This window comes from Pseudomonas sp. A0308 (assembly GCF_044218815.1).
Lineage (GTDB): Bacteria > Pseudomonadota > Gammaproteobacteria > Pseudomonadales > Pseudomonadaceae > Aquipseudomonas > Aquipseudomonas iridis.
On the sequence record NZ_CP162581.1, the window covers coordinates 4,040,577 to 4,052,106 of the forward strand.

11 protein-coding genes are annotated in these 11,530 nt (G+C 60.1%); 3 read left to right on the forward strand and 8 right to left on the reverse strand.

All coding sequences use genetic code 11. The features are described from left to right. Positions 1–244: 244 nt before the first annotated feature. The 7 genes from glpE to AB4P92_RS18610 form a co-directional block, all read right to left on the reverse strand. Positions 245–574, reverse strand: coding sequence for a thiosulfate sulfurtransferase GlpE (gene glpE, locus AB4P92_RS18580; RefSeq protein WP_042561387.1), 330 nt, complete (start codon positions 572–574; stop codon positions 245–247). A 33-nt stretch (positions 575–607) separates the two neighbouring features. Continuing rightward, positions 608–1,489: a symmetrical bis(5'-nucleosyl)-tetraphosphatase gene (locus AB4P92_RS18585; protein WP_115147185.1), complete on the reverse strand. Its 882-nt coding sequence runs from the start codon at positions 1,487–1,489 to the stop codon at positions 608–610. Further along, a complete protein-coding gene (apaG, locus tag AB4P92_RS18590) occupies positions 1,489–1,869 on the reverse strand; it encodes a Co2+/Mg2+ efflux protein ApaG (protein WP_042561385.1) in 381 nt (126 codons plus the stop codon). The genes AB4P92_RS18585 and apaG overlap by 1 nt, the downstream gene beginning before the upstream one ends. A gap of 113 nt (positions 1,870–1,982) precedes the next feature. Then, a complete protein-coding gene (rsmA, locus tag AB4P92_RS18595) occupies positions 1,983–2,801 on the reverse strand; it encodes a 16S rRNA (adenine(1518)-N(6)/adenine(1519)-N(6))-dimethyltransferase RsmA (protein ID WP_115147186.1) in 819 nt (272 codons plus the stop codon). Beyond that, positions 2,798–3,787 (reverse strand): 4-hydroxythreonine-4-phosphate dehydrogenase PdxA, encoded by a 990-nt coding sequence (gene pdxA / locus AB4P92_RS18600; RefSeq protein ID WP_395597990.1) that lies wholly within the window; start codon positions 3,785–3,787, stop codon positions 2,798–2,800. Before pdxA ends, rsmA begins: the two co-directional genes overlap by 4 nt. Further along, entirely contained in the window at positions 3,784–5,100 is a 1,317-nt protein-coding gene (gene surA, locus AB4P92_RS18605) for a peptidylprolyl isomerase SurA (protein ID WP_147282620.1), read from the reverse strand. The genes pdxA and surA overlap by 4 nt, the downstream gene beginning before the upstream one ends. Continuing rightward, entirely contained in the window at positions 5,081–7,879 is a 2,799-nt protein-coding gene (locus tag AB4P92_RS18610; protein WP_395597991.1) for an LPS-assembly protein LptD, read from the reverse strand. Before AB4P92_RS18610 ends, surA begins: the two co-directional genes overlap by 20 nt. Positions 7,880–8,010: 131 nt before the next feature. Between AB4P92_RS18610 and AB4P92_RS18615 the strand changes: the two genes are divergently transcribed. From AB4P92_RS18615 to AB4P92_RS18625, 3 genes are read left to right on the forward strand one after another with little or no spacing between them, the layout of a single operon-like run. Beyond that, positions 8,011–9,030: an aminoglycoside phosphotransferase family protein gene (locus tag AB4P92_RS18615; protein WP_042561381.1), complete on the forward strand. Its 1,020-nt coding sequence runs from the start codon at positions 8,011–8,013 to the stop codon at positions 9,028–9,030. After that, positions 9,027–9,698: an N-acetylmuramate alpha-1-phosphate uridylyltransferase MurU gene (murU, locus tag AB4P92_RS18620; RefSeq protein ID WP_042561380.1), complete on the forward strand. Its 672-nt coding sequence runs from the start codon at positions 9,027–9,029 to the stop codon at positions 9,696–9,698. Before AB4P92_RS18615 ends, murU begins: the two co-directional genes overlap by 4 nt. A 1-nt stretch (position 9,699) precedes the next feature. Further along, on the forward strand, positions 9,700–10,467 hold the full coding sequence (locus tag AB4P92_RS18625) for a TerB family tellurite resistance protein (protein ID WP_042561379.1): 768 nt from the start codon (positions 9,700–9,702) through the stop codon (positions 10,465–10,467). A gap of 70 nt (positions 10,468–10,537) precedes the next feature. Here AB4P92_RS18625 and AB4P92_RS18630 read toward each other — a convergent pair whose 3' ends face one another. Then, positions 10,538–11,527: an alpha/beta hydrolase family protein gene (locus AB4P92_RS18630; RefSeq protein WP_042561378.1), complete on the reverse strand. Its 990-nt coding sequence runs from the start codon at positions 11,525–11,527 to the stop codon at positions 10,538–10,540. Positions 11,528–11,530: the final 3 nt, after the last annotated feature.

Genomic DNA, 11,530 nt, shown 5'->3' on the forward strand with positions numbered 1-11,530 from the left:
GCTGGCAAGCAGCCGTGGTGGCCACTTGTTTACCCCCCAGAACACTTTCGCGGTCGACAACCTTGAAAGTCACTCCCGATGACCCGTGCGCCGGTGTACCGGCTCTCCCCTGTTTTGGATGGCCTGGGCTTAAGGATAGTTGGGAATTCGGGAGGTAAAGGCGAGATACGTAATTAGTTGTGGCAGACCGTTCGTCTGTCACGCGCGGGCCCGCGGGAGCCGGGGCCTGCGCGTGACAAAAAAATTATTCGGTGGTGCCTTGCGCGGTTTCCGAAGGGTAGGTCGTACGCCACAGCTCGAAGCCGCCGTCCATGCTATAGACGTCGGAGAAGCCCTGACTGATCAGGTACGCGGCGGCGCTCTGGCTGGAGTTGCCGTGGTAGCAGACCACTACCGTAGGTGCATCAAGGTCGGCGGCACGGATGAAGTCCGAGATGGAAACGTTGTCCAGATGCTTCGAACCGCTGATATGCAGTGCGGCAAAAGTAGCGGGATCGCGGACATCGACCATCACCGCGCCTTGCTCGCGCAGGGCCTGGGCCTGTTCCGGGGAGATGCGTTTGAATTCGCTCATGGCGGGTTCCTGTTGCTCGGCTGATTGCGCAGTCTAACGCGGGGCGCTGACTGGCGAAGTTTCGGGGATAAGTGGTGTGAGCGGGGACAGCGCGCCGCCATGTTCATCGCATTTGCAGGAAAGGCGTTCGCCGCTGTCGACGTTCATCAGGGTCAGACTGCCGCCCCAGACGCAGCCGGTGTCCAGAGCGAAAATACCAGGCTCATGGATATTGCCCTCCAGTGCCGCCCAGTGTCCGAAGATGATCCGCGACCCCCGGGTCTTGCGCTCTTTATGCTGGAACCACGGTTTGTAACCGGGTGGGGCGGTGTCGAGACCTTCCTTGCTCTTGAGATCGAGTTTGCCTTCGGCCGTGCAGAATCGCATGCGGGTGAAATAGTTGGTGATCACACGCAGGCGGGTGACGCCTTTGAGGTCGCTATCCCATTTTGCCGGCTCGTTGCCGTACATGCCGTCGAGGAACGCGGGAAGCAGGTTGTCGTCACGCAGGGCCGTTTCGACTTCATTGGCACACTTCAGGGCGCGGCGCACAGACCATTGTGGCGGGATGCCGGCATGGACCATGGCAACGTCACGGGTCTCGTCGTAGTGCATGAGTTTTTGTTGGCGGACCCACTCAAGCAGTTCGTCACAGTCGGGGGCGTCGAGAATCTCGCGCAGGGTGTCGGACTTCTTCAGGCGTTCGATGTTTTTCGCCGCGGCGAGCAGGTGCAGATCATGGTTGCCGAGGACACAGACCAGCGAGTCGCGCATGCCATATAGAAAACGCAGGGTTTCCAGTGACTGTGGGCCGCGGTTGACCAGATCGCCGACCAGCCAGAGCCGATCATGCGCAGGATCGAACGCCACTTGCCTGAGCAGACATTTGAGCGGTTCGAGACAGCCCTGCAGGTCACCGACCGCGTACGTTGCCATCAGTGCAAGGCTCCGGGCACGGCGAGGCGAAAGGGTTTGATGACGGCATCGAAATGCTTGCCGTCGTCGGCGACCATTTCGTAGGTGCCCTGCATGGTGCCGACCCTGGTCGTCATCACCGTGCCACTGCTGTAGGTATGGCTTTTGCCGACGTCGATCAACGGTTGCTGGCCCACCACACCTGCGCCGCGAACTTCTTCTTTATGCCCGTCACCGTCGGTGATCACCCAGTGCCGCGAAATCAATCGCGCCGGGATCTCGCCGTTGTTTTGCACGGTGATGGTGTAGGCGAAGGCGAAGCGGTCGTGCTCGGGTTGCGATTGGTCTGCCAGATAGTGGGTAACGACGCTGACATCGACCTGGTAACGGGAATCGGACATGCAAGAGGCCTTAAACAAAGCGGAACGCGGGGCGTAGCTGATGGGGATTCAGTCTAGGCAAGTATCGGGCAGTAAACCAGAGTGGCGTCCTGCCCGATAGCGTTCATCGCCGGTCAGTCGGCGGCGGGAGCTTCAGGGACTTGCTCGCTGAGCTTGTCGGCCAGGCGCACGAAGGCCGCCAGGTCGAGTTGTTCCGGGCGCAGGCTGCCATCGACACCGGCGGCTTCGATCTCGGCATTGCTCATCAATTGCTTGAGCGTGTTACGCAGAGTCTTGCGGCGCTGGTTGAAGGCTTCGCGCACGACGCGCTCCAGCAAACGATGATCCTTGGCCGGGTGCGGCAGTACCGCGTGCGGCACCAGACGAACGATGGCCGAATCGACCTTCGGCGGCGGATTGAACGCGCCCGGTCCGACGTTGAACAGGTGTTCTACGCGGCAGTGGTACTGAACCATGATCGACAGACGACCCCAGTCACCACCACCAGGACCTGCGGCCAGACGCTCGACCACTTCCTTCTGCAGCATGAAGTGCATGTCGCGAATGATGCCGGCGTTGTTCAGCAGGTGGAAAATCAGCGGCGTGGAGATGTTGTACGGCAGGTTGCCAACCACACGCAGACTGTTCGGCTCGGCGTTGAGCGTATTGAAGTCGAACTTCAGCGCATCGCCTTGATGCAGGTTGAAATTGCTCTTGCCGGCAAACTGCTGGTTGAGGATCGGGATCAGATCCTTGTCCAGTTCCACCACGTCCAGTTGCCCACCGGAATTCAGCAGGCCGGCGGTCAATGCGCCCTGGCCCGGGCCGATCTCCAGCAGGCGATCTGTAGGCTTGGCGCTGATGGAGCGCAGAATGCGGTCGATTACGCCGGCATCGTGCAGGAAGTTCTGGCCAAAGCGTTTGCGCGCCTTGTGTTGGTATTGCTCGGTCATAAACGGGTCTCGGCCATCTGGTAGGCGGTTTCCAGGGCGACTTGCAGGCTGCCGGTGTCAATCTTGCCGCTGCCGGCCAGATCGAGGGCGGTGCCGTGGTCAACCGAAGTACGGATGATCGGCAAGCCCAGGGTCACGTTGACCGCGGCGCCGAAGCCTTTGTACTTCAGCACGGGCAGGCCCTGGTCGTGGTACATCGCCAGCACTGCATCGCAGTGCTCCAGATATTTGGGGGTAAACAGAGTGTCGGCTGGCAGCGGGCCAAGAAGGTCCATGCCCTCGCCGCGCAGGCGCTCTAATGTAGGTTCGATGATGTCTATTTCTTCATGGCCCAGATGTCCGCCTTCACCGGCGTGCGGGTTGAGCCCGCACACCAGAATGCGAGGCTGGGCAATGCCGAATTTTTCCTGCAGGTCGGCGTGCAGAATCCGCGTGACCCGCTCCAGCCGCTCCGGCGTTATTGCATCGGCAATCTCGCGCAGGGGTAGGTGAGTGGTGACCAGAGCTACGCGCAAACCATGCGTGGCAAGCATCATCACCACCTGGGAGGTATGGGTCAGGTCAGCCAGAAATTCGGTGTGTCCGGAAAACGCGATACCCGACTCGTTGATCACGCCCTTGTGGACGGGCGCGGTGATCATCCCGGCGAAGTCGCCGTTGAGGCAGCCGTTGCCGGCGCGGGTCAGGGTCTCGAGGACGAAAGCGGCATTGGCCTTGTCCAGTTGTCCGGCGGCCACAGGTGCGCTGAGCGGTGTATCCCAGACATAGAGACTGTTAGCCGGTGCCGGAGCATCAGGCCAGTGATTCGGCCCGACTTCCAGCAGATTGACGGCCAGCCCCAGCTGCGCGGCCCGCTCTAGGAGCAGGTCGCGGCTGGTGATGGCAATCAGGGGGTGTGGCTGGACTTGCGAGGCGAGCAGCAGGCACAGGTCGGGACCGATGCCGGCTGGTTCGCCGGGTGTCAGCGCGAAACGCTTGGGTTTCACTGCGCTGCCTGGTCTGCACCAGGGAGTTTGATCTCTACGTACGCTTCGTCACGGATCTGACGCAACCAGGTTTGCAGCTCTTCGTCGTATTTGCGGTTACGCAGTACGGTCATTGCTTGCTGCTCGCGGGCCTGTTCGGTGCTGTCGGTGGCGCGACGGCCAAGGACTTCCAGAACGTGCCAGCCGTATTGGGTCTGGAACGGCTTGGACAGCTGACCTTGTGGGGTATTGGCCATCACTTGACGGAATTCCGGAACCAGTACGTTCGGGTCGATCCAGTTCAGGTCGCCGCCGTTAAGGGCGGAACCCGGGTCTTCGGAGTAGCTCTTAGCCAGTTCAGCGAAATCTTCACCGGCGCTGATGCGCTCATACAACGACTGGACCAGTGCTTTGGTCTTGGCTTCGTCGCGTATCGGGCTTGGCTTGACCAAAATGTGGCGCACATGCACTTCATCGCGCATCTGGCTTTCGCCACCACGCTTGGCCAGCAGCTTCAGGATGATGAAACCACCCGGAGTGCGTGCAGGCTGAGTGATGTCGCCGACAGCCATGCTGCTCAGTTCGCGATCGAACGGAGGTGGCAATTGCGCGGCTTTACGCCAGCCCATGTCGCCGCCTTCCAGTGCGTTGTCGCTGGCAGACTTGGCCACGGCCATCTGACCGAAGTCAGCGCCTTGCTTGAGCTGCTGGTAAACCTCCATGGCCTGACGCGCGGCGTTCTGAATCGCTTCAGAGTTGGCGCTTTCCGGGGTCGGAATCAGGATGTTGGCCAGGTGCAGTTCTTCGGACAGTTGCATCTTGCCCAGATCGGAGGCGAGGAAGTTCTTCACTTCCTGCTCGGACACCTGAATGCGTTCGGCTACACGGCGCTGACGCACACGGCTGATGATCATCTCACGGCGGATCTGGTCACGGGCGTCGTCATAAGACAGTCCGTCGCGAGCCAGAGCAGCGCGGAACTGATCCACGCTCATGTTGTTGCGCTGGGCGATGGTGCCGACAGCCTGGTTCAGTTCTTCGTCGGTGATGCGAATGCCGGAACGTTCGCCAATCTGCAGTTGCAGGTTCTCGACGATCAGGCGCTCGAGCACCTGCTGATCCAGAACGCCCGGCGGCGGCGAGCCGCCACCACGCTTGGCGATGGTCTGCTGAACTTCGTGGACGCGTTGGTCCAGTTGGCTCTGCATGACCACGTCGTTGTCGACGATCGCAACCACTTTATCGATGGACTGTACTGCGGCGTTGGCCGCAGTACCCAGGAACAGCGCGCCCAGCATCAGCGGGCGCAGACAATCAGAAAGCTTGGTCTTCACGTTCACGATAACCTTGGATGCCTTTGTCGAGGAAGCTCTCTACTTTGGCGCCAGTGAGGCCGCCGAGTCCCTTCAGAACAATTTGGAGGAAGACGCCATGGTCGCCTTTTTCGTTTTGCGGAGCTTCCTGACTGAATTCGTCGTAGGAAACCCAGTAACGGTTGATCAGGCGCAATTTCCAGCAGCAGTTGTCGTACTCGAAACCACCGAAGGCTTCCAGGGTACGGTTACGGTTGTAGTCGTACTGCCAGCGGCTGATCGCATTCCACTGTGGAACGATCGGCCAGATGACCGAGAAGTCATGCTGCTGGATTTTGTAGTAGTCCTTCACGTAGCCAGGCTGGCCTGGGGTGCCGTAGTCGCCACCACCCACGGTCCATTTACCGGTGTTCTGGTCGTAACGAACCTGGTCATTGCGATAGCGATAGCCGACGTTGATAACCTTGTTCGGATTATCTTCAGGCTGGTAGTGGAACATCGCGCTGCCCGAGCGCGGGCTGCGGCTGTCCGGATCCCAGTTGTAGTCGGCCGTGGTGCGCCAATCGCGGTTCCAGCGGTATTCGTATTCCAGTGCGTACGGCGATACATCGGATTTTGCGTCGTCACGATCGTTAAATGCGATGCCCGGCAGTTGAACCTTGCGGTCCTTGAAATACAACGCTTGGCCAACGCTGATGCGTTGACGCTCGAAGCCGTCGTCTTCAATCCAGCGGCTGGTCACGCCCAGCGACAGCTTGTTCTCGTCCCCGACACGGTCGGAGCCGGAGAAGCGGTTGTCACGGAACAGCGAGGTGTAATTGAAAGTGTTTTCGCTGGTGTCGAATACTGGAATGTCTTCCTGGTCGACCTCAGGTACATAGAGGTAGAACAGACGCGGTTCCAGCGTCTGGCGGTAGCTCTTGCCAAAGAACGACGTGTTACGGTCGAAGTACAGGCCGCTGTCGATGCTGGCGATTGGTACGCCACGGTTCTGATTGCTGTCGAACGTACCGTTGAGCTTCTGTTGCTCTGGAGTCATCGCCGCGATCTGCGATTTGCCGGTACCGTCCAGATCAAGTTGATACTGGGTGTACTGATACTTGAGAGATGGTTTCAGGAAACCATAAGTCCAGTTCATCGGCAGGCTGACGCCAGGCTTCAGGTTCAGGCGATCGCCGTTGGCGCGAGCCAGACCTGAAACGTTTTTATCCAGACGTGGCGCTGCATTCCCATCTTCGTCGATGAAATTACCAGTTTTCAGATCACGATCAAACCGCACAATCTCGGTCTCGTAATCGAAGTTCAAGCCTTCCGGATGATACGGCAGCTGACCATTGAAGGTGATCTGCGGCAGACGACCATACGGTGTGATGTTCGAAACAGTGGCCAGTTGGTACTGCTGAGCATTCAAGCGTGCGGTGTAATTGTCGCCACGATAGGTGACCGAACCCTGCTGATTCACGAAGTCGCTGGACTTCACGCCAATCTGATCGGTTTCCAGATCCTGGAAGTAATACGGATCGCTGATCTTGGTGTAATCCACCTGGGTGAGCACGCGGGAGTCGAGACCGCCCTTGTGCTGCCAGTTGTACATGTAGCGGGTTTTTTCGTAATCGGTCTGCTTGCTGCGCTCGGTGTCGTCATCATTCAGGTACGCAGCGCCGAACTGGCCTTCACTCGACTTGGTCAGGTAACGGAACTCGCCTTCCACCAACATGCCGCGCTTGCTCATGTAGCGCGGATACAGCGTGGCGTCGTAGTTCGGCGCCAGGTTGAAGTAGTACGGCGTCACCAGTGTGAAGCCGGTATCGGTGCTGGTGCCAATGGTCGGCGGCAGGAAGCCCGACTGGCGACGGTCATCGATCGGGAAGTAGATGTACGGCGTGTACAGAATCGGAATGTCTTTTACGCGCAGCGTCACGTTGGTCGCGGTGCCGAAGCCGGTGGCCGGGTTCAAGGTGATGTTGTTGCCCTTGAGCTGCCAGGCGTTGCTGTTCGGTTCGCACGTGGTGTACGTGCCGTCCTTCAAGCGGATGATCGCGTTCTCTGCACGCTTGGCGTACAGGGCGCTACCGCGAATGCGCGATTTGTGCATCACGTATTCGGCGTTGTCGACCTTGGCTTCACCGGTGTCGAGCTGCACGTCGGCATGGTCGCCGACGATCAGTGCGCCGTTGTCACGGATACGCACATCGCCATTGAGTTCGGCGCGGCTCTCTGCCTGATACAGGCTGGCCTCGTCGGACTCGACCTGCATGCTGCCCTGACGCAGGACGACATCACCGGCCAGCGTACCGACTTGATCATCGGTGTTATAGCGCGAAGCTTTTGCGCCGATAAAGGTCGGAGCATCGCTTTTGCTCGTCTTGTCATTCATGCCAGGACGAGTGGGTTCGATGTAGGCACCGGAGCAGTACGGGCCGGTTTCGGCCAGTTGGGCGGCGGTGAGCCTCTCGCGCGGAACCCAGTCGAGGTGACTGAAGTCTTCGCTACGGGATTTCAACCCACGGCCTTTGGCTTCGGTGACCAGCGTTGGCTTGGCGCCATTGTCGGCAACCGAACCTTTATCGCTCGGGGCATCGCCGGTGGCGCTGACGGCACTGCCGTCATGCACTGGACGTGGTGGCAATGCAGCCGCCGACGTCTTGGGCGCACAGTCCCAACCACCCGTAGCCGATACGGAGCAGTCATACTGCTCGGCGGCAACAACGAATTGACTGGCCAGAGGTTGCATAGCCAGCAGACTGCCGGTTACCAACAATGGAAATTTTTTACGAAACGCGGGGGATTTCAATGCCATCTTATTAGTCCGGGCTTCCTGCGTGCCATCTGCCCGCGGTGGTGGGCCGCACGCCTCTCGATGGTCTGAAAAAGATGCTGGATAATAAAGCATGACCCGCTTGACGGCTAGCGCCGTCGGAGACCCTTGCAATGCCTGACCAAGATGTACGCTTGCAACACCTGAAAGTTTGGCTCGATGAGCAGTTGGCAATCCTGTTTGCAGATCAGGGCTGGGGCGCCGTGCCCCCGGCCACGTTGACCGCGGCCAGTAGCGACGCGAGTTTCCGCCGTTACTTCCGTTGGGAAGGCGAGGGTCGCAGTTTCGTCGTGATGGACGCGCCGCCCCCCCAGGAAAACTGCAAACCGTTCGTGGATATCGCATTTTTGCTGGCGAAATCCGGAATAAATGTGCCAAAAATTTATGCCGAAGACCTCGAACGTGGATTTCTTTTGCTCAATGACCTGGGCAACAAGACCTATCTGGACGTGATCGACAGCGAAAATGCCGACGCATTGTTCAGCGATGCCTTGCAGGCGCTGCTGGCTTTTCAGCAGTTGCCGATGGTCGCGCCGCTGCCGAGTTACGACGTTGCATTGCTGCGCCGCGAGCTGGAACTGTTCCCCGAGTGGTACGTGAAGCGTGAACTGGGCGTCGAACTCGATTCCACCCAACAGCAGCAGTGGCAGCGCATCAGCGACTTGTTGATCGACAGTGCGCTGGCTCAGCCCAAAGTGCTGGTGCACCGCGACTACATGCCGCGCAACCTGATGCTCAGCGAGCCGAACCCCGGCGTGCTGGATTTTCAGGACGCGGTCTATGGCCCGGTCACCTACGACGTGACCTGCCTGTTCAAGGACGCCTTCCTCAGCTGGCCTGAAGAGCGCGTACGCGGCTGGCTGGAAAGCTACTGGCAGCAAGCCTCGGCGCTGAACATACCGGTGCAGCCGGACTTCGAAGACTTCCTGCGCGCCAGCGACCTCATGGGCGTGCAGCGCCATCTGAAAGTCATCGGCATCTTCGCGCGGATTTGCCATCGCGATGGCAAGCCACGCTACCTCGCCGATGTGCCGCGTTTCTTCTCCTATATAGAAGCAGTGATCGCTCGGCGTCCCGAACTGGCAGAACTGCAAGCGCTGTTTACCAGCCTGCGTGGCGGAGCGACGGCATGAAGGCCATGATTCTGGCGGCAGGCAAAGGCGAGCGCATGCGCCCGCTGACCCTGACCACTCCGAAACCGCTGGTGCGTGCCGGCGGTGTTCCGCTGATCGAATACCACCTGCGCGCCCTCGCTGCGGCCGGCTTCAACGAAATCGTGATCAATCACGCCTGGCTCGGTCAGCAGATCGAGGATTATCTGGGCGACGGTTCGCAGTTTGGCTTGAGCATCCAGTACTCGCCGGAAGGTGAGCCGCTGGAGACCGGCGGCGGAATTTTCCGCGCGCTGCCGTTGCTTGGCGACGATGCGTTTCTGGTGGTCAACGGTGATATCTGGACCGATTACGACTTCAGCGTGCTGCATCAACCGATCAACGGTCTGGCGCATCTGGTGCTGGCGGATAACCCGGCGCATCACCCGACCGGCGATTTTTCGTTGGTGGAGGGGCAGGTCATCGACGGCCAACCGAACGCGGCGACGCTGACCTACAGCGGCATCGCGGTGCTGCATCCGCAGTTGTTCGATGGCTGCGCGGACGGGGCTTTCAAACTGGCGCCGCTCCTGCGCAAAGCCATGGCGGACGGTGAGGTGACGGGCGAGCGCCTGAAAGGTCATTGGGTGGATGTCGGTACGCATGAGCGTCTGGCCGAAGCTGAAACCTTGATAGAAGCGAGTCGCTGATATGTTGTGGCCAGGGACTCTGATTGGAGCCGGGGCGGGTTTTGCAATCGCCAGCATTCCGGGGGCCATGCTTGGGGCGTTGTTGGGGCAGGCGCTGGATCGGCGTCTGCACTTGCAGAGCTGGGGGCATTTAAGGGAAAAGCTCGGCGGCCGGCCGATGTTGCGCAACGACGAACTGCTGTTTGTGTTGCTCGGACGTTTGGCCAAGAGCGACGGGCAAGTCAGGGACGGGCATATCCAGCAGGCGCGTAACGAGATGCGCGCGCTGGAAATGAGCGAGCCGGCAATGCGTCGCGCGATCGCTGCGTTCAATCGCGGCAAGTCGGGTGGCGATAATCTGCGCGGGTATCTGCGGCGTCTGAGTGCGCAACCCCATGCTACCGAAGGCGTGTTGCGTGCCTGTTGGCGCATGGTCTGGGCTGACGGCCGGGCCGGCGTCAGTGAGCGCGAGTTGTTGGCGCAGTGGGGCAAGTGGCTGGGCTGGACGCCTCAGCAGGTGCAAGCGCTGGCCAGCGATTACGAACCGGGTAAGCGGCCCATCGTCAGTGCAGCGGTGACTTATCAGCAAGCGATGCGTTTGCTCGGCGTGTCGGCGAGCAGCGAGCCGGCGCAGATCAAACGGGCTTATCGACGACTGCTCAGTCGTCATCATCCGGACAAGATCGCTGGCAGCGGCGCGACCCCTGCGCAGGTGCGTGAGGCGACCGATAGGACTCGGGAACTGCACAGTGCCTATACGTTGATTCGTGAGCGGCGGGATTTTCGTTAGGCATTTTTAAGGTCAAAAGATCGTCCGATCGCGGCCCGAGCCTTCGGACGATCTTTTGCTTTTGCTTTGGTCAGTCCGGAGTCTGCGGATTCAACCAGCCGCGCACCCGACGGAACAACTGTTCCTGCTCGGCCTTGTTATCCGGCAATGCCCTCAGCGCCACCTGGCTGAATGCCGGGGTCTTCAAACGCTTGCTCGCTTGCATACGCTCCAACGCCGCATGGCGATCCAGCGGTTTATCCATATAGAAGATATCCGCCGTCGGCAGCTTCAGCGTTGGCGTCAGTTCCGCCAGTGGCGGTTTGGCCTTGGCCGGTGCCTGCGCGTCGACCATGACGAATTTCTCCACCTGTGCTGTCTGCCGCTCGCTCAGGTAACGCGCTGCCCAATAGGCGCCGGTGCCGTGGCCGAGCACAACGATGCGTCGCGCGCTCTGCTGTTCGGCGTAGGCAATGGCTGCGTCGATCCGCGCGAAGATCCGTTCGGCATCGGCTTTGGACTGTTCTTCAGTCGTCTCGGCCACCACTTGATCGGCGACTTCCGCTTCACCGCCTGCGGCCTGTTCGATGGGTTGCGCCGTGGTGGCATCCTTACTGCCAGTTTCCGGCGCTTTCGGCGCCGCTGCGGCTTCGACTACCCGCGGCGCGACCGCATCGCTTTGCAGATCGGGCAGGGTAATACTCAGGCTGCTCCACTCGGCGTTCGGCAACTTCTGCCGCAAAGGGCCGATTGCCTGAGGCCAGTCAGCGGTCTCGCCGGCGCCCGGGACGATAATCACTGCGCCTTTGGGATCGGCGGTGTTGGCCGGTTTCCACAGGGCCAGGAAGGTCTCGCTGGCCGCCTGCAACTGTTGCTGTTCTTGCGCCGGCACTTTACGTTCAAGTGCTGCGGCTTCTTCCTGACTACGCTCAAGCAGAGGCTGACGTTCGGCCGGTTTTTCTTCAGCGGGTTTTTCCGCTGCGGCGGCCGGGGCCGGATCGGCGGCGTTGACGGAAAACGCACAAGGCAGGATCAGCGACAGGCACAATGCTGGCATTGCCAGGCGGTAAACAGAGGGCATCGG